General features: G+C 67.2%; 16 protein-coding genes. 5 read left to right on the forward strand and 11 right to left on the reverse strand.

What is annotated here, in order from left to right; all coding sequences use genetic code 11:
• Positions 1-315: a hypothetical protein gene (locus PVK37_RS26745; protein ID WP_275030588.1), complete on the reverse strand. Its 315-nt coding sequence runs from the start codon at positions 313-315 to the stop codon at positions 1-3.
• A gap of 119 nt (positions 316-434) precedes the next feature.
• On the opposite strand from PVK37_RS26745, the gene PVK37_RS26750 reads away from it, so the two are divergent.
• The gene (locus tag PVK37_RS26750) at positions 435-2,849 is read left to right on the forward strand and encodes an NACHT domain-containing protein (protein ID WP_275030589.1); all 2,415 of its coding nucleotides are present in this window, start codon (positions 435-437) and stop codon (positions 2,847-2,849) included.
• Positions 2,850-2,992: 143 nt separating this feature from the next.
• Positions 2,993-3,238: a hypothetical protein gene (locus PVK37_RS26755; protein ID WP_275030590.1), complete on the forward strand. Its 246-nt coding sequence runs from the start codon at positions 2,993-2,995 to the stop codon at positions 3,236-3,238.
• A gap of 331 nt (positions 3,239-3,569) precedes the next feature.
• Here the strand turns inward: PVK37_RS26755 and PVK37_RS26760 are convergent, their stop codons facing one another.
• Positions 3,570-3,809 carry a DUF1360 domain-containing protein gene (locus PVK37_RS26760; protein WP_341483459.1) on the reverse strand — a complete coding sequence of 80 codons (240 nt, stop codon included), beginning with the start codon at positions 3,807-3,809 and terminating at the stop codon, positions 3,570-3,572.
• 658 nt (positions 3,810-4,467) lie between these two features.
• Here PVK37_RS26760 and PVK37_RS26765 point away from each other — a divergent pair.
• Positions 4,468-5,286 carry a hypothetical protein gene (locus PVK37_RS26765; protein WP_275030591.1) on the forward strand — a complete coding sequence of 273 codons (819 nt, stop codon included), beginning with the start codon at positions 4,468-4,470 and terminating at the stop codon, positions 5,284-5,286.
• 15 nt (positions 5,287-5,301) lie between these two features.
• Here the strand turns inward: PVK37_RS26765 and PVK37_RS26770 are convergent, their stop codons facing one another.
• From PVK37_RS26770 to PVK37_RS26790, 5 genes are all read right to left on the reverse strand, one after another.
• Positions 5,302-6,126 (reverse strand): abortive infection family protein, encoded by an 825-nt coding sequence (locus PVK37_RS26770; RefSeq protein WP_275030592.1) that lies wholly within the window; start codon positions 6,124-6,126, stop codon positions 5,302-5,304.
• A gap of 180 nt (positions 6,127-6,306) precedes the next feature.
• A complete protein-coding gene (locus tag PVK37_RS26775; RefSeq protein WP_275030593.1) occupies positions 6,307-8,757 on the reverse strand; it encodes a DEAD/DEAH box helicase in 2,451 nt (816 codons plus the stop codon).
• A complete protein-coding gene (locus tag PVK37_RS26780; protein WP_275030594.1) occupies positions 8,754-10,322 on the reverse strand; it encodes a site-specific DNA-methyltransferase in 1,569 nt (522 codons plus the stop codon). Before PVK37_RS26780 ends, PVK37_RS26775 begins: the two co-directional genes overlap by 4 nt.
• Before the next feature lie 191 nt (positions 10,323-10,513).
• Entirely contained in the window at positions 10,514-11,398 is an 885-nt protein-coding gene (locus tag PVK37_RS26785; protein ID WP_275030595.1) for a hypothetical protein, read from the reverse strand.
• A gap of 144 nt (positions 11,399-11,542) precedes the next feature.
• Entirely contained in the window at positions 11,543-12,877 is a 1,335-nt protein-coding gene (locus PVK37_RS26790; RefSeq protein WP_275030596.1) for a helix-turn-helix domain-containing protein, read from the reverse strand.
• Between the two features lie 152 nt (positions 12,878-13,029).
• Between PVK37_RS26790 and PVK37_RS26795 the strand changes: the two genes are divergently transcribed.
• Complete coding sequence (locus PVK37_RS26795) at positions 13,030-13,815, forward strand: DapH/DapD/GlmU-related protein (protein ID WP_275030597.1); 786 nt, start codon at positions 13,030-13,032, stop codon at positions 13,813-13,815.
• Positions 13,812-15,029: an acyl-CoA dehydrogenase family protein gene (locus PVK37_RS26800; RefSeq protein WP_275030598.1), complete on the forward strand. Its 1,218-nt coding sequence runs from the start codon at positions 13,812-13,814 to the stop codon at positions 15,027-15,029. Before PVK37_RS26795 ends, PVK37_RS26800 begins: the two co-directional genes overlap by 4 nt.
• Positions 15,030-15,081: 52 nt before the next feature.
• On the opposite strand, the gene PVK37_RS26805 is transcribed toward PVK37_RS26800, so the two are convergent.
• The 4 genes from PVK37_RS26805 to PVK37_RS26820 form a co-directional block, all read right to left on the reverse strand.
• Entirely contained in the window at positions 15,082-15,564 is a 483-nt protein-coding gene (locus PVK37_RS26805) for an NUDIX domain-containing protein (protein WP_341483400.1), read from the reverse strand.
• A 205-nt stretch (positions 15,565-15,769) separates the two neighbouring features.
• Positions 15,770-16,219, reverse strand: coding sequence for a hypothetical protein (locus PVK37_RS26810; protein ID WP_275030599.1), 450 nt, complete (start codon positions 16,217-16,219; stop codon positions 15,770-15,772).
• Between the two features lie 12 nt (positions 16,220-16,231).
• Complete coding sequence (locus tag PVK37_RS26815; RefSeq protein WP_275030600.1) at positions 16,232-16,966, reverse strand: hypothetical protein; 735 nt, start codon at positions 16,964-16,966, stop codon at positions 16,232-16,234.
• A gap of 26 nt (positions 16,967-16,992) precedes the next feature.
• Complete coding sequence (locus PVK37_RS26820; RefSeq protein ID WP_275030601.1) at positions 16,993-18,582, reverse strand: ParB/RepB/Spo0J family partition protein; 1,590 nt, start codon at positions 18,580-18,582, stop codon at positions 16,993-16,995.
• Positions 18,583-18,658 lie beyond the last annotated feature (76 nt).

Raw genomic sequence — 18,658 nt, forward strand, 5'->3', positions numbered from 1 at the left:
CTACTCCTCGGGCTCGGCGCGCACCAACAGGCCGGTCGCATACGACATAGCCAGCGCGATGGTGGGCACATCCACCCACCAGTAGCCCGACCAGCGGGGCATGTCGGAGAGGTACCACCAGCCAGCTACGGCGGGTGCAGCGATCCACACGGAAAGGCACCAGCGGCAAACCAGTAGGTACGCGAGCGCGCTGAGTTCCGGTAGCCGCCTCACAATCGCCTCCCGGGGTCGCCGGGTGATCTCGTCGGCGACGACCAGCCGAGTCACCCGCGCGACGAAGAGCAGTACCACCGCGATCTCGATCAGCGCCGTCACGGCTATGAGCATAGGCAACAACACTGCGACCGCACAGACGTCAGCGAGGCTGTTCGCATGGGTGACCGCGTGTGACGTCGAGCCGTACTCTATGGCGGCGGTAGAGGGAAGGATCACCCATGGACATGGCGACGCTCGGCCAGTTGGCCACCAAGGCGGCCGTCAACTGCAGCACCGTCATCGGCCGGAAGCTGTTGACCAGGTACCAGCGAAACAAGATCGCCACCGAGGCCGCCGGCATCCTGGTTGCCGGAAACACCGAACGGTTCATCGAACACCTCAACCCGCAGCAGCTCCGTCGGTTTCGGGCGTTCGCCGAGTCCGCTCAGTTCGATCACCTCGTACGCCAAGCCATGATCTCCTCCCTCGCGTCGACAACCGACGACACGCGGAGCGCGATCCGTGAGCAGCTTCGGCACGGCCTGCGTCACCACGGCGAGTTCGCCGAAGCAGACCTGCTACAGGCCACCGACGTACTACACGAATTGGTGGACGCCGCAGTGCACGCGGTACGACAGACTGCGGCATCAGGAACGCTCGACAGTGGCCGCGCCGTGGCAATGGCGGCCAGGGTGGCCGCCGCCGGGGTACTCAACAGCGAGCTGCTAAACCGCCTCAAGACGCTTGACGAAATCAACCAGTTCGCCAAGGCGGTTCGATCTGCAACCAAGGCCGGCAACGCGAAGCTGCGCATGACCGCGCACGACTTGAACCGCCAGGTCGACTACGCCCAGCTATACGTCACCCCAGTACTGCGCCCGGCCGCCGCCTCCCCCCTGTGGGTTTCATCGAACTCAGAGACGTTCACGCTGGCCGACGGCATGAACAACGCGGTTCGCTTCGTCATCCTCGGCGACCCCGGCGCGGGAAAGTCCACGCTGGCCGCGAAGCTCGCCCACGACCTGGCCGCCGACAAAATTGGCGGCCTGGAGGGGCAGGTGCCGATCTTGCTCGTCGTGCGTGCACACACTCAGTCACTGCGCACCGATCACCACACGCTGCTGCACTACCTCGAGGCGGCGTGCCGGCGTCCTGGCAACGTCAACCCCCCACCTGACGCGCTCGAGTATCTGCTGCTTAACGGTCGCGCCACGGTCATCATCGACGGCATCGACGAACTCGGCGACAGCTCCTACCGGCAATCATTCGCCCAGCTCGTGGATGGCTTTGCCCACCGCTACCCGCTTGCCCGCGTCATCGTCACCTCCCGAGTCATCGGCTATCCAGACGCCCCGCTTGACTCTGACCTGTTTCCGACCGTCGACATCGCTCCCTTCAACGACACCCAGGTCAACCAGTACGCCAACCGGTGGTTCAGGCTCGATGCCACCTTGGACGCCGACCAGCGCCGGCAGTTGACTGAGGCTTTCATGCGGGAGAGCGAGGTAGCGCGCGATCTGCGGGTCAACCCGCTGGTGCTGTCGCTGCTGTGTGGCCTGTACTCGACCGTGCACTACATCCCACGCAACAAGCCCGAGATTTACGAAAAGTGCGCCGAGCTGCTATTCGAGACCTGGGACCGATCACGGGGCATCGAGGTCACACACCGATACGGGGCACACATCCGCCCAGCAGTGCAACGCCTCGCCTGGCGGCTCTTCACCGACCCGCAGGGCCGCCAAGCGCTGCCACGCGCAGAGCTGATCACGTTCCTCGCCGAATACATGAAGACCAAGCGGTTCGAGGACCCAGACGAGGCAGCTCAGGCCGCTGCCGACTTCCTTGACTTCTGCGCCGGCCGCGCCTGGGTACTCACCGACGTGGGCTCCGACACTCTGCAACCACACTACGGGTTCGTGCACCGCACGTTCCTGGAGTTCTTCGCCGCCGCCCAACTCGTTAAGCATCAACCCGACCCCGAGGTGGTATGGGGCCAGCTGGAGCCGCACCTCGTCGACAGCACCTGGGACGTTGTCGGTCAGCTGGCAGTACAGATCCTGGACCGCCATTGCGACGACGGCGCGGACCGGATACTGCGCCTCGTGCTAGCCCGCGTCGGCGAGGTCCCCAGCGCCTCGCTAAGTCACCTGGCCTTTGCCGCCCGGTGTATGGAGAACGTCGCCCCAGACAACGCCACGCTCCGCGATGTGGTCACCCGTGTGGTGGCCCTCTCGTGTGCAGTACCAGCCGCCGAGCGCCGGAGGACGCAGTTGGAGCTTTTCCCGGAGAACGACGTTCCACTATCGGCGCTGCTGGCGGTCACCGCGCCGGACAACGCCACCCGCATAGCCCGTGCGATGGCTGACGCCCTTGAGCACCACGCCAGAGTTATGCCCCTGAGCAGTTCAGCCGGGTTGCTTTACTACGCTTTGCTGAAGAACCCAATCGCCCTTAACGACGGCAGCGGGGAGTTGATCAAGCGGCTGGTCGCGGATGATCTGTCCCAGCGTGTCGTACCCGAGACGGCCCGGTATGGCACCGCCTTGTTCAGCGACCCACCGCCGATGACCTGGACGAATACGGCCTCTCGATCCTCTACGAGCTCACTTACGTTGCCGGCGCTGGTATACTGCCTGTTCTCGCTTGGATCCTGACGGGAACGGTCTCCCCGCCCGTCGGCCGGACGGCAGCAACCCTTGGCCAGTGGGATAGAACCCTTGAAGGTTATTACCCCCAGATCATCGCCAACCGCGACTGGCTCTCCCGCGCCGCGTTGCCGCGGAACGTGTGGGAGCCAGTGCTGACCCGGTTCGAGGAGGCAGCACTGCGCGAGATGAGCAAGCACAGCCGCGCCGCCCTGATCCTGCTGTTGCTCCCGATCATCCGGGTTGCAAGGAACCGACGCGACGTTGATCAGCTTGAGCAGCTTATGACCGCTGTCGAAGGCCGCTACCACGAGGCCGCCATCGACATCGTTAACTCCTGGGCGTTGCCCCCCGAAGCCCACGACTTCCTCGTTGAATGGGTCCGGCAGCCCGGCTGAACGGTAATGTCGCCGCATGCGCGCCCGGATCGAAAGTCGTATGGGGCAGTCTCAAGCCCCGATGACAGGTGCCGGACAGAGCAGAGAGGTCCCCAGTAATTGATCCCTGGACCCCAGCCTTCAGATTCCGACGAAGCCACTACCGGCCCACAGGCAGACGTCCACTCGCCTGACCGGTCAGCCCGGAGCATCGCTCGACTTTGACACCCGCGCCCACGACACGACGCCTGTCGGCGTACGGGCCAACGTGCGCAACCGGGCACCCCAGAAAGCGCTGGCCCCGCTGGTCTCGCCGTCGACGTTGGGCTTCGTGCCCCACCAACCCGTGCGGTTACTCCTCGGACGCGGCGCGCACCAGCAGCCCGGTCCCATAGGACAGGGCGAGCGCGACGGTGGGCACGTCGACCCACCAGTAGTCCGACCAGCGGGTTATGTCGGAGATGTGCCACCAGCCAGCGGCCACCGCCGCAGCGATCCACACGAACAGGCACCAGCGGCAAAACAGCAGGTATGCGAACGCACTCCCCTCGGGCAGCCGCCTCTCGGGGTCGCCGCGTGACCTCGTCGTCAGTAACCAGCCGGGTCACGCGGGCGACGACGAAGAGCATCACCACAACCTCGGTCAACCGCCGTCACGGGTATGAGCATAAGCGGAGACATTGCGACCCAGTGGGTTGCGGCTCTGGCCCGATGCCGGAATGCTCATCAGTCCTAGCGGGTGCGCTCCAAACGAGCAATGCCACAGCAAGGAGGGACCGGCCGTGGAGGCCAACTTCTGGTCGTCGCCAGCGGCATGGCCCCACCAGGTCCACCAACGTGTCCGGCGCATCCGCCACTTGAGGATCGAGGGTGAGCCGGAGGGTAAGGGTAGGCGGGGAACACGTGCGGCACCCGCGTTCCAACGCCAGGTCATATCCCAACTCGACCGCGTCGGCCACGGTGCGATGACTGGCCCCGTTGCCCTCGATATCCACTTCCAGGCAGCCCGGAAGAATCCTACGGCCATCCACAGAGTTACCAAGTGGGCGCTGGATGCCCTGGAAGGCCCAGCCGTTGACGGCCCAGGCGCGCACAGACGAGCCCTGCTGTACCGGAACGACCGGCAGGTCAAGCTCCTACACGTACATCTTCAGCAGACCTGGGACAGCGACGGGGACCTGATCGAGCCCGAAGCTGGGATTACTCGAATCATGGCACGGCCCGTTCGCGACGTCGTAGAAGACCTACGCATGTTCCATCGACTGGGCGATGACGGCGATCATGACGACGAGTGGACCGGCGATGACTTCGACGACGACCCGTCTCCGATCATGATGCCCATGTTCGGCGATCCCGAGATGCGGCGGGTAGCCAGCGCAATCAACGACTGGAACCTGTTCCGACTGCGTGAAAGGACGCAGCGGGTCCTCCTCGACAGCGCTGATCAGCTGATCTCACATGCGCTGCGCGCGGCGCCGTACCGGATAGCGGGCGCCCGTCGCCCCAGGGATCCCGCCGGCGACGGCGAACCCTGGCAATTGCTGCACCAGGCCATGCGACACAGAGACATTGGGTGGGACCACCTGCTCTCCGGGCCGCTGACAGTCCCGATGCCAGGGCTGCCCACAGCCAGCGGAGAGCGCAGCCGGTTTCGAGACGAGGTGCGCAGACAGCTTGAGGAGTTTCGACGGCGTCGTCCGATCCTCGATCCGCTCGTCGTGCCCCTGAAAATCACCATCTTGGTCGTGCCGCCCGAGCAAGGCAAGGATCTGGACAACATCGCTCTTGATGTCCTGCCCACGGCACATGAAGTGCTGAAGCCGCATGTCGAGCCCTGGCTACTAGCGCCCACCTTCGGCGAGATCGGAGAGCACCGCGAAAAAGCGCTACGACGGATGAGATCGATCAACGCACAAAGCGTCACGACGTACCAGGTAATCGAACTCCAGCGGATACCTGAGGATCCGGAGGCCGGACTGTTGCGCCTGGCTCTAGGCCGAGGAGACCAGTACGACAGCTTCTGGACAGAGACATACGATCTGGTACGAAAGCGCGTGTATCGCATATGAGACCAAATAGGCCCTTCACCTTTCGATCGGCCGATCGTGCAGCGTCTCCAACATGAACGAGCACCATGCAACCGCCGCGCGTACCGCGAGTCGCCCGTGACGCAGGTCGACGCCGACGGCGACCTGCTCCGCGCCATGTCCGTCTCCGATCTTGTTACGCATGGCTGCGACGCCATTTGTCAGAGCATGCAACTGACCCATGAGCACCGCTGCGTCTTGGTCATGCCCCTCAGTGGTGCGCCGATCCACCCCTAGAGCCTCCATCGCGGCACGCGCCAGTCCTGGAACCTGCTGGTTGGCGTCCCATTGACGGTTCGTAGCGACCAGCACGGCCTTTGCCGTGGCTTCGATCAAATTCTTGGCCTTCCCGACCGCTACTGACGGGTCCTGGTGCATTGCCGCTTCGATGCGTGCGAGTTCGACGCGGATGGCTGCAGGATCCTGCAGGGCCAGCTCCGCTTGCCGGCCCAGGCCGGTGATCGTTGCCTGGGGGTCGCCCACGACCTGGTCGTCGATGCGGCGCTGCAGCTGCTGGGCGACCGGCTCGTACAGCTCTCGCAAGTACTGACGCCGACCGGCGTACGTGGGCTGCATGGTCTTCGCGAACGCGACTGCCTGGGCCACTGTCGGCCACGTGAAAGGCGCGGCAATGCCTAAATTGTCCAAGATTGCGTCTAGTTGGCGCCGACGGCGCCGGTACTCCCTCTCGTTCGGCTTGGGCGCATCCTTCTCAGGTGCGACCGCCGACAGCAATTCGGTGAACTGCGCAGCGAGCAAGCCCAGGGCGTGAGTCGCGTTGGCGTCGACCTCATCATCTTCCACCAGTTCATCGAAGAACATCCGCCTAGCCTAATGCCCCGAGTACCTCAATGGGCACGACCACACCGGCGACCTGCCCGTCCGCGATTGGCGGCCATGCACCTGCGGCGGACACCTGGCCCTGCCAGCCGCGCACGCAGGCGCCTGCGAGTCGAGCCGGCGACCGCCGAAGGCTGCGACGAAAGCGGGAGGCGGAAGAATCTACCGCTCCGGGCGCGTCCGCACTAGCAACTCCTCCCAGCTCTTGGCCTGCTTGATGTGCGTCTCAGTCGCAAAGACGTAACGCCAAATTCCGAACCGCCCGTCGTCACGGACCGTCCTGGCCCACTCTTCCCCGCTCCGCTTCTTGTCAAGCACATCGATGTCGCCCGCATCGCGGTCGGACTTGCCCTCGACGACCCAATATGCGCCGTCCGTGTCCAGAACGATGAAGTCCGGGTAATACTTTCGCCCGTTGTCGCGCTCGATCCACACCTCGCCGGGCTCATAGAGCCGAATCCACCATTCCACTAGGCGTGACGTGTCGAACATGTGGGCAAGGGCCCATTCGGTGGTCTTGGCATCGAAGCTGGCGACTGGCTGGATCGAGCGGTCCCAACCCTCGTACCACCGGCGTTTGATGAATTCGCCCCATTTGCTGTCAACATCACCTGGCATGGACCGCCGTATCGGTATGTCCACCGGACGGAAGGCGTACTGCGGCTGGAGCTTGCGCATGTTGAAGTTGGTCCGGATCAGCTCCGCGATGGCTCTTGCTGCCTGCTGAGCCCGACGCTCGCTCCACAAGGCCTCGTCGTCATCGTCGACCACTCCAGCACCGAGCAAAAACTCCCGCGTGATCCGTTGGGCAGCGTTGAGTTCAGGAAGCGACTGCTCGACCAAGCCAAGGCCCCAGATCCGATCCTCCAGGTCCTTGCGCACCTCAGGTACCGGAACATAGCGCTGCGTGGCGTCCTCTTCCTCCACCCGCTGTTCCCGCACGTTAACGTTGCCGAGCATGTCGCGCTCGGCGATCAGGGCCTTGCGCGAGAGCTGGACCGCGAACTCGTGTCGAAAACCCGCCCCCTCAGCCTGGGCGTCAGCGTTCCTGATCGCACTCAGCGAGAACTGGACCGGCAGTACCTCCCGCTCTCGCCGCGGGAAGGTGATCGTCGGCGCGCCCTCCACCTTGTAGAGGATCTTCTGGGTGGCTTGCTCGTCGCGGTCGTGCTGCGCTGACGCCGCTTCGACCGAGGAGAGCTGCAGCATCAGTGACCCGTCGACTGCCTGGCCACCTGCGATCCTCGCCGCTCCGACGAGGCTCAGCGTTCCTTGGCCCTCGATTTCCTGGACCCCGGGGAGTTTTGGCTGCCCCCCGATCGGTAGCGGCTGTTGGGTTGCGTCCGGATGCGGCTTGGGAGCCGGCTGCTCCGTCGGCGGCACCACCCGCTGAAGCAGCGCGTTCTTCTGCGCCAACAACTGCCGGTAAGAGTCATGCGCAACGAGGTCGACCTGGTCGATCGCCGGCACGCCGACGCGTTCACCAAACGGCAGGCGCAAGCCCCGGCCTAGGACCTGCTCGGTGAGAGTCTGGGACGCGAGGGCTCGGTAGCCGACGATGACGCCGATGTTCTTGACGTCCCAGCCCTCCTTGAGCTTGTCCACGGACACGACAGCGCGCACGGGCGATTCCGGGGCCTCCACCGCCGCAAGTGCACTGAGGGCCTGGTCGCTCGACTGCGAAGTGATGAGCAGGACTCGTCCCTCGCCTGGCAAGTAGGTGTCGCCGGTCAGCGTCTCGGCGACCCGTTCCGCGTCGGCGATCGACTGGCAGACGACGAACAAGACGGGCGTGACCGCTGCGCGACCGTTGTGTTCGGCCCAGGAGCGCCAAACCGCCTCCTTGCGCGCACGCAGGTGACACGCGTCGGCGAGCTGGGTGTTGATGTCCTTGATCCCATCCTCGCGGTAGACGATGACGGGGATCTTCACCCACCCATCCGCAATGGCATCCGCGAGCGTGTACTTGTAGATGACCTTCCGCAGGTCACCTTCGTCCGGTGTTGCGGTTAGCCCGACGAGAGCCCGCGGCGTCAACTCCCGAACAGCCGCACCAAACGCCCGCGCGCTGGACCGGTAGACGTGGTGTTCATCAGCGATGATCACCAGGTCATCCGCTTGTTGGAGGTGCTCGTACAGGCCAGAGCCGATGAACTCGTCCGTGTCCCGCACCTTGCGCGAGGTCAGAGCGGTAGGCCTGATGAGCTGCTGAACGTTGAACACGAACAACTTGACGACTGATTCGTCATGCAGGGCGTCCCCCACCTGCCCCCGCGAGAAGTTCTCTGAGGTGATGAGGATGGGCTGGAACTCCGCCCCGGGAATGAACTTGGGGTGCCCTGGCGTGAAGTTTGCAACCGTCTTGTCCTGGATGGTCTTCCCCGGCGTAACGAGAAGGACGTTCCGCACCCCCTTGCTCGCGAGGTAATCCAAAAGCGCCGCAGCGAGGTAGGTCTTACCAACGCCGGTCGCGAGGTCACAGACCACCTCAATGCCATCACCCTCGGCCACCGCTTTCGCGACAGCGCTAAGCGCCTCGGCGTTTGGCTCACGCAACGCCATGCGGGCCGTGATCTCGTCGACGAGCGCTTCGTCGTACGGTAGCCAGGTCATCGCACGACCTTCCCGCGACGCACCAGATCGCCGGGAGCCTTGAGCAGGCGTGAACCCTTGCTCATCTGGCGCAGAAGCTCAGCGGCGTCGGGGGCAGCGCTCTTCGCCACGATGGTTACCCGTTCTTCCTCGTCCAGGTAAGACACGATGGACTTGACCACCACGTCATCAGCCACGCCATCAACAACAGCGAGCCGGGTACGTCCCTTGCGACCGGCGAACGGGCCATCGAGTTCATACGCGAACCCCATCTGGGACGCGACAGCCCGTGCAAACATGTCACCCTTCGCCCAATCGGCAAGCAGCAGCCGATCCGCGGCGCGTTCGTACAGCGACGGCCCGACCTCCAGGACCCGAAAGCCGCCGCCCCCATTCCACTCGACTTCCTGCGTGATTCCGCCCGGGTCCTCACCGTTCACAACCTTCGTCAGCCGTGGCTTGGTGAAGGTCTCGACCGTGCTCGGCGACACCTCCGCCAGTACCCACTGGCGCCCCATCTTGTGCGCCACGGCACCGGTCGTTCCCGACCCACCGAAGCAGTCCAAGACGATGTCGCCGGGGTTGGTGGCGATGTGAATGATGCGATGGAGCAGGCCCTCCGGCTTTGGCGTCGCAAAGGCGGCCACGCCAGGGAAGAGCTTCCTCAGGTGGTCGCGTTTCGCGCTCATGTTGCTGCCAACCTCGTTGGCCGGCCACCACGTGCGTGGTACGACACCCGCTTGCACCTCAGTGAGGTAACGCTTAACAATGGGCATACGGTCACCGTCGACCCCGAAATAGACCCGGTCCTCGGCGAGGGCTCGTTCGAAGTTTTCTTTAGAGAACCGCCAGTACACACCTGACGGTGGGTACACCACCCTTCCGGACGGCAACGTGATCGGGTAACGCAATGCTTCTGTTCCGGATCGGGCGGTACTGTCGGCGCCCTGCAACCAAGGGCCACGCGGGTCGCCGTCGGGATTCTTGTAGCGCTTCTCTTGCTCGGCCGTACGCGGAAGCAGATTACGCGCGTTCCGCCAGGACGAGCGATCGGCCGCGTACAACAAAATGTAGTCTTGCACGATCGAGATGTCGGTGTCGTTTCTCCGGCCTTGGTCCGTTTCCCATACAACCGTCGCTACAAAATTTCCACGGCCAAAGATCTCGTCCATAAGCACTCGGCAGTAGGCCATCTCGGCATCATCGAGATGAACCCACACCGAGCCGTCGGGAGCCAGCAGTTCCCGGATGAGTAACAACCGTTCTCGCATCATGCCGAGCCACACGGAGTGTTCCAAGGCGTCGTCGTAGTGCTCGAACGCCTGCCCGGTGTTGAACGGCGGGTCGATGTACACGAGCTTGACCTTGCGGCGGTAACGGGCGGCGTACTCGGGCGTCCGGATGAGGGCGTGGAGGGCGTCGTAGCTGTCTCCCCGGATGAGCAGGTTGTCGTTGAGCGTGTCCGTCACCTCGCCGATCCGCTCGGCCTGATGAAGCAGGCGCACCTCAGTGACCCGCGGGTCATCACGGTCGACCCACTGGTATCCGCCCTCGTCGGTCGGCACCAACGCCTGGTCCTTGTTCACCCACGACAGGGTGAGGCGGCCACTCATATTTCACTCCCCGCTCCACGTTGACGGTGAGCCTATCGGGGGCATGGCGGCGCATCATAGACACCCATAGCGACCAAACGGAGAAATAGGGCCAAACGTCCAACTCTCGGCCTGTCTGGCCGGTGGCGGGTCACGGCGACGCCATGACCCGCCCGCTACCGCCCTTAAGCCAGTTGCCGCTCCTTGGCCAGCCGGCCCAGCATCCCGGCCGTCGCAGCGATGAGGGTCGCGCCGTCCTCGCGGCTATACGAGAAGTCCTTCGTCACCCCGTCGTTGTGCAGCGCGCCACTCAGCGTCGAGAACAGGTCCTCGACCATCACTGCCCACCGCGCACGCAGGTCGCGCTGCGCCGGGCGCTGCTTCACCGCCTCCTTGTAGACAGCCTCCGTGCCGTACGAGGCGCGGACCACCTCCAAGGCTTTGCGGGCCGCCAGCAGCGCAGGGTCGACCTTATTGTCCCTCAGCAGCGTTCGCGCCTCGCGCAGCAGCGCAACGGCGCCGGCGTAATCCTCGCCGCCCGCCATCGACACTAGGACCTCGACGAACGTGCCGGCGTCAACGTTCTCCATCTGTTCGGACCACTCACCGGCGCCCACGCTGAAGCTAAGGTCCCCGGCGGCCTCCGCGAGCCGGGCCACCTTGCCCTCAACCAACGACACATTCAGCGCAAGAATCAGCCACAGCCCTTTGCCGGCACGCAGCTCTTCGAGAACGCGTAACTGCTGGTCTGGGATGAATCCGTACACGCGAAACTTCGTGGACCGCTCGACGGCGGTCACCAGGTGCTCGGCCTCCAACTGGCAGAGGTACCGACGGTCCTGCTGGGGCAGGCGCGTGCTCACGTACAGCGCGGCTGTCACCCGGTGCCGCTGCTCGGCAGCGGGCACCACGTTCGGGGACGGGTTCGCAATCGGTTGGACCGGCACACGGGCGACCGTCAGGCCAAGCTCGATCCGGGCACCACCGATGGCCGGTGTCATTCGCAGGGCCTCGCGGTACGCATCGATCTCAAGCCGGTCCCCGTCGCTGAGTTGGATCGAGGCTGTCATGGGCTCACCGTCTCTCTGGGCGTTGGCTGGTCCACTCTGCATGGGCGCAGCGCCGATGCGCCACTTCAAAAACGCACGCGAGCCACGGCTCCCTATATCCGCCCGCGTGTACGCCGAGCGGACACCCGCGTGGCGTGAGGCGGGTCAGAGCACCCCGACGCGGCCAGCGAACTCGCGCACGCCTGGCAGGCTGTGGCTGTTGCGGGAGAGCAGGTCGGCGGTGAGCTGCTGCGCCCAGGGCCGGAACCGGACCTCCTGCGGGGTGTCCCGTTCGGCAGCCAGCAGCGCCTGGAACGTGGCCTGCGGGCGGCCGCGGCCGTGCAGTGCCAGGGCGGTGTCCTCCCAGTACCGAGCACGGCGCTCCGGCGAGATGATCCGGGTCGGGTCGACCAGCCGCGCGTAGTCAACGGCGGTGCCGTAGTCGCCAAGCACCCGCGATACGCTGATCTTGTAGACGGCCAGTTCGAGCATGTTGAACCGGTCGGGCTTGGTGCCGCCGGCCCTGCGGGCGGCCTCTTCGGCCTCGCCGAGCAAGGTCCAGGCGCTGTCGCGGTCGTCGCGCATCGCGGCGGTGTACGAGGCCGCAGCCAGCAGTTGCCCATACAGTGCGCTGTGAGCGGCGTCGGGCAGGCCGGTGTCGGCCTGCAGCGCTCGGGCGGTGTCGAGCATGAGCTTTTGCGCGCCGTCGCGGTGCTGGGTGCGGCGCATGACTGTGGCGGCAAGCCTGCGTGCTTCGGCCAGCACCATCGGATCGTCGCCGCCGCGGGCGGCCTGCACCGCGCGATCGGCGGTGGCCCAAGCCATGCCGTTGTCGTGCAGCTTGATCAGCAGTTGGGTGGCCACGTTGTACGCCTGAGCCAGGCGGTTGGCCGCCCGCGGCGCATCATCGACGGCGGCGGTGTCGTGGCCGACGATGGCCTGCGACAGCAGCCGGGGCAGGCGGCGGGCGAGCTGGCTGTAGCGGGTAGCCCGGAAGTCGGCGCGGGCGGCGGACAGCTGCGCGGCCAGCTGATTCCCCGGAATGGGTGCAACGCTGACCCGGCCAAACAGCACGTCCTCGACGGTGTCGGCCATGCCGTGCGCGGCGGCGGCATGGTCCAGAGGTAAAACCATCGTTCCCGTCACCGCGGCGGCGGTCGTCGCGATCAGCTCGCGTCGGCGCATCGGGTCACCATCCTCATCGACACCTGTGCTCAGGCTAACTGTGCTGGTGTCGAAGGTCGATCGCGACAGCCCGAACAGGTGCGCCGGGATGGCGAACACCTCGGCGAGGCGGCGCAGGTCGCGCACGTCCCAGTGGCGGTTGCGTTTGGTCTCCATCCGGCTCAGCGTCGAGGCGGAGAACCCGGCCAACGCGGCGGCCTCCTCCAGGTTCAGCCCGGCCGCTACTCGCGCGGTGCGCAGCACGGTGCCGTAGTCGCCGCTGCTGGCCGCCTGCGCGACGGCCGGCATCGTGGTCCACGCGGTCCAGGTGCTCAACCGGCACCTCCATCACGATGGGGGGAGTTTGAGCGTGACCGATGTTTGCGGGTTGTGCAAGCAGGTTGCGCCCTGCCCGGTGACGTCTTCGATTCGGCCGCGTAAGCCGGTGTGCTGGGTACATCCACCCAGGCGAGACAAGGAGTTGCGCGATGATGCATCTGACCACACCGGACACCCCGGCCACCGTCACCGACCTCGTGCACGCTGGACTGCTGGAACTCGGCGACGGCTGCCAGATCCACCCTGCCGCAGTGTTCCTGCCCGCCGACATGCTGGGCACTATCCGACCGATCGCGCTCGGCGACCGGGTCGCTGTCGGCGCGTTCACGGTCGTGCACGGCGGCACCACGGTAGGCCGCGACACTCGCATCGGGCACCGCGCGACGGTGGGCGAGCCCGAGTACGGCTACGCCCTGCGCCGCGTCTACCAGGGTGCGGGCTCACCCACCACGATCGGCTCCGGGGTGGTGCTGCGCGCCGGCGCGACCGTCTACGCCGGAGCCAGCATCGGCGACGACACCACCATCGGTCACAACACGCTGCTGCGCACCAACGTCAAGGTCGGCACCGGCAGCCAGCTTGCCGCGAACCTGACCGTCGAGCGCGGCTGCACCATCGGCGACGGGGTGCGCTGCTCGCCCGGCTCACACCTGACCGCCGACACCGTGGTCGAGGACCGGACGTTCATCGGCGCCGGGGTGCGCACCATCAACGACAAGGAGCTGATCTGGCGCGACCCGGACAACGAGCAGCCACTGCTGCCGCCGAGCTTCGCCTACGGCTGCAAGGTCGGCTCCGGCGCGGTCATCCTCGCCGGCGTCACGATCGGCGAGCACGCCCTGGTCGGCGCCGGATCGGTCGTCACCAAGGACGTGCGTGCCCGCGCCATCGTCTACGGCGTGCCCGCCACCCAGCACGGAAAGGTAAACCTGTGACGAGCGCGATGACGTGGCTCGACCCGCTGCGCACCACCGTGCCGGAGATCGACGACACCGGCTGGCTGGACCTGCACCGGCTGGCCGACGCCTTCGGCGGCCTGTGCGCGACCGCATCGACCTCCCCACAGGATCCGGCCGCCTGGTCGCGGTGGCTGCTCGGCCTGCGCCGCGAGCTCGCCGCCCGGGGGCACCGCGCCCCGGCAGGGCGGGCGGGACTGGTCTGGCAGACCCTGGCACAGTTCACCGCCGGGTTCCACGACCTGGACCTACGCGATGCCACAGGACCGGGGCACGGGGCGATGATCCTGGCCGAGGGCACCCCGCAGGCCGGCACCCGCTGGGGCGCGCTGCTTGCCGCCGGGGAGCTGGTCGGGATCGCCGCGACCGAGCGGCACGGCGGCTCACGTATCCAGGAGATCACCACCAGGGCTACCGTGCGCCGTGATGGGACCTGGCGGCTGACCGGCGAGAAGTGCTGGGTGTCGCGCTTGATGGAATCGGCCGGGTTCGTGGTGTTCTTCCGCGACCCGGACGGCCGGATCAGCGCGGCCGCGGTCGACGTGGATCAGCCGCGGCTGGAGCGGGAGGTGATCGAGCCGTTCGGCCTGGGCGGTTGGTCGTGGGGCGTGCTGCGCCTGCACGAGGTGCCCGTCGACCCGGCAACCGACATGGTCGGTCGCACCGGTGATGGTCTCGGGGTGTTCCGGCGGCACTTCGCTCGGTTCCGGCCGCTGATCACTGCGACCGCGTTGGGCACCGCCGCCGGGGTGCACACTCTGGTCACCGACGCCCTGGCCGCCAAGACCCGGGTCGGGGTGCTGCCCCGGGTGCGGGACAACGCCCTTGTGGTTCTCGGCCGTACCCATGCCGAGATAACCGCCGCGCTGCTGGCCGCGATCACCATCAGCCGTCTGGCCGGCGACGCGCACCCGCACGCCGACTTCGCGGCGCGGGTCGGCAAGGCGGCCGGCGTCGACACCGCCGTGCGGGCCGTCGCGGACCTCGCGCCGCTGATCGGTGCGGCCGGGTTCCAGCGGGCTCACCCGGTCGCCAAGGCCCGTGCCGACCTGACCGGGCTGCTGTACGCCGACGGCATCCACGACAGCCTTTACCGCTCTGGTGGCATCACCCTCCTGGGCGAACCGGTCGCCCGTGTTGTGCCGATCCGGCCCGGCATCGCGGCCGCCGACCGCTACGGCAAGACGGCCTGAACAGAGAGGCGGCGCGCTTCATCCTCATGAGGAAGCGCGCCGCCGACGCACGTCAGTGCGTGTAGAAGCCGTTCTCCAGGTCGAACATCGTGCCCTCGGCCTTGGCCCGCAGCGCAGCGACGACCCGGCGTGCCAGCAGCTCCGACATCCGCTCCCGGATCTGCTCCTCGGCGCACCAGGCCCAGCTGCTCAGCTCGTCCGGCGGCAGGTGGATGTCGGCCGTGCCCACCTCATCGAGGGTGCCGCCGTCGTAGACGAACATCACGCCCTCGGTGCGGCCCGGCCGCGGCGGCACCCAGTCGGTCACCAACAGCCGGCCAGGCATGATCGACTTGCCCAGCTCCTCCTTCACCTCGCGGACCGCCGCCTGCCGAGGGGACTCGTCCGCGTCGACGCACCCGCCGACGATCTCCCAGTAGTCCTTGTAGACAGGCTCGACCAGCAATGCCCGCCCGGCAGCGTCGGTGAACAGAACTGCCGCGCCCATGCGCTTGCGGGGAAGCGTTGCCGTGTAGTCGCCGGATGGTGTGCTCACCTTCGCAGGCTACCCGCGCCAGCGGCCCCGGCACGTCACCTCCGGCGGTCTCGGACGGCTGACGAACTTCCGCACTGACCCACGACGCGGGCCCGCCGGTCAGCGACGGGAACTGCGGCACGGAGGGGCGGGCCACGTCTCGGTGACCCGCCCCAGGTTGGTCCGCCACGCGGACTAGCGTCGCATCGCTAGTCCGCCTCGCGGACTAGCTCGACAGCCGAGGTCGACCATCGCCACCGCCGAGGTGCTGGACGACCGCGCCGCCGCGCCGCTTCGTCTCCGCCACCGCACACGGCAGGCACAGCGCTACCGTCGCGTTTGGCGCCCGACTCGCTGCCTCCCGCTGCTTCGAGCCGATCCACATGTCCGTGCCGCACTCCACGCACTGGGTCAGCGTGTGGTCGACCGTCGGAACGTACTGCGGCATGCCCTGGCCCGCCAGCAGCTCGTTGATGTTCGTCGGCGGGCACGCCAGGATGAACCGCTTCTCCCGCACCACACCCGTGCCGTCCCGCTCGGCGATCCTCACCACCGCGCCGATCTCTACCTCGTCCGCGCCCGCCGCCCGCAGCCGGTCCGGGTCGAGGGTCCCGTAGCGGGCAAGCAGCGCCTCCCGCGCCAGGTCGAACGCGCCGCGCTTCCCCTCGTTCTCCACGTGAGCCCTCCCTCACTCTCCGGCGATCAGCGACTCGACGACTGTGCCGTCCGCGTTGACGCGCACGTGGGGGCCAACAACCTTGCCGCCTGCCGCGTGCACCGCCTTGATCCGCTCGAACACCTGCTTGGACGCCAGCCCCAACTGCTCAACCGAGGGCACCGCCACCATGTCGGCCCGGCCGGCGGCGAGGTCGTGCACCGTCTCCCGCCAGCCGCGGGTGCCGACGTGCACACCGACCAGCTCGTAGCCCTGCTCGGCGCACCACCGGCGCACCGGTTTGGCCAGCTCCTCGATGGTGGCCCGCCCGCCGCGCATGGCCCTGCTGAACGCCACGGCACGGCACCGCCTCCAGCGGCGGGCGGCCGAGTCCCAGCGCGCGTGCTCGTACAGCCGGCTCAGGTCCGGGCCCGAGCCCTCCACGTCCGGCGAGCACCGCTCCCACCGCTGGGCGTCGGCGTCCCACCGGACGTGCCAACCGAACTCGCGGGACTCCGCGTGGCCCGGCCACCGGCCGGTCCAGTCGGCTCGGCCGCAGTCGTGGCCTGCCGAGTCGCGCTGCGCCCGGCACCACATGCGCTTGCGGCCGGTGGCCAGGCACTCGGCCACGTCGCAGTCGTCGGCGTGCGTCTCGCCGATGGCCACCTCGCAGGCCGGGCAGCTGCCGCGCAGCAGCTCGACGTCCACCAGGTCCTCCATGTCGTCGGTCGGGCAGGCGCCTGCGGTGCGCACCGAGCTGGTGCGCACCGCAGGCTGACCCGTCGGGGTCACACTCACTCGCTGGCCTCGGACTCGCCCGTGTCCAGGTCGGCCTCCGCGCACGGGTCGGGCTCGCTGTCGCCCGGCTCGACGTCGTGCTCGGGCAGGTGGACGTCGACGACCGCTGGGGCGTCGCCGTCGTCGTGGGCTACCTCGGCTTCCAGCTCGGCCAGGTACCTCGCCTCTTCCTCCTCTTCCTCGGCCTCGGCGTGCTTCCGCTCCTCCTCCTCGGCGATGAGCTGGGCGCGCATCGTCGCCTCGGCCTTGGACAGCTCGTAGCCGTCCTCCTCCAGGCGGTTTAGCCACAGCACGATCAGGTCCTTGTGCGCCGACCACCGGCCGTCGGCGACCCGCTCCGTGTTCTCCTCCTGCGCGCTGATCAGCCGGGCCACCAACAGCCGGTTCAGCCGGTCCTGCCCGGCGGTCACGCCCTCGGTCAGGTCGCCGCCGCACAGCTCCTTGATGAGTTCCCGGGCGAGGCTGTGCTGGAGAAAGTCGGGCCACACCACGGCGAACCGCATCGCCTCGACCAGGAGCGTCTTCGCACCCTTCGCGCTGCCGTACTTCTCGACGAGGAACTTCCGCCGCACGGCCGCGGACTGCTTGAGCCGGGCCCGCAACTCCTGCTGGGCCTTTGCGGCAGCCTCCTTGGCGGCGATCTCGGCCGGGCTCTTGTAGTAGCTGTGCCCGGTCCGCTTGTACCCGTGGGACTCGGGGTCGAGGCAGACGATGAACGCCCCGGCCGAGTCGTACCGCTCCTCGATGATCGCGCCGTACCCGGCGAGCGCCTTCACCGCCTCCGGGTCGATGTCCTGACCGTCTGCCGTCTGGAGCTGGTCGACGCGCGCCATCGCGCAGTCGTACGGCCACCCCTTCGGCTTTTTCACGATCGTCACGCCGGCCGCTTCCAGCTCGGCCGTGATCGCGGCGACGGCCTCCTTGACCTTCCGCTTGCGGCGCTCGTCGCTGACCTTGTGCTTGATGCCCCAGCCGCTGGAGACGTCCTTGAGGATCTTCTCCATCGTCTCCGGGTCGTCCTCGAACTCGGCCAGCTCGGCGACGTCCTCCAGGGTCAGCCGGCCCTCGTCGGCCGCTGCGGTGGCCGCGGTGCCGAGCTTAGTCAGCTTGAGCGCGGACTGGACGTGCTCCTTCTTCCGGCCGGTGCGCCGGGCGATCTCGGCTACGTCCAGGCCGAACAGCTCCAGCTGCGCGTACCCGGCGGCCCGCTCCGACTCGGTGAGGTTGGCGCGCTGGTCGTTCTCGACCAGCATGGCGACGACCTGCTCGGGGCTCAGGCCCACCATGTCCGGGCGGACGAGGCACGGCACGGTCTGTGCCATGCCCTCCGGCCACTCGCCGGCTTCCAGTGCCTCGGCTGCGGCGGCGGCCCGCCGGTGGCCGGCGACGATGCGGTGGCCGCCGTCCTCGGGGACGACGGTCAGGGCCTGCCACACGCCGTACGCGGCGATCGAGGCGCGCATCTCGGTCAGGTCGCCGAGGGCACGCCGCAGGTTGCTCGGGTGCGCGACCAGCTCTCGCGGGTCGAGCTGGGCCAGGTACGGCGCCTTCGTCTTGGGACGCCGGGCCTTGGTTGGTGCGGTCACCTCTTGGTCCTTCCTTCTCCACGTGAACACGTGTACGGATCAGAGCCGTACATAATCATTGTATCAGTCAAGATCA

Origin of the sequence: Micromonospora cathayae (assembly GCF_028993575.1) — a bacterium.
GTDB lineage: Bacteria > Actinomycetota > Actinomycetes > Mycobacteriales > Micromonosporaceae > Micromonospora > Micromonospora cathayae.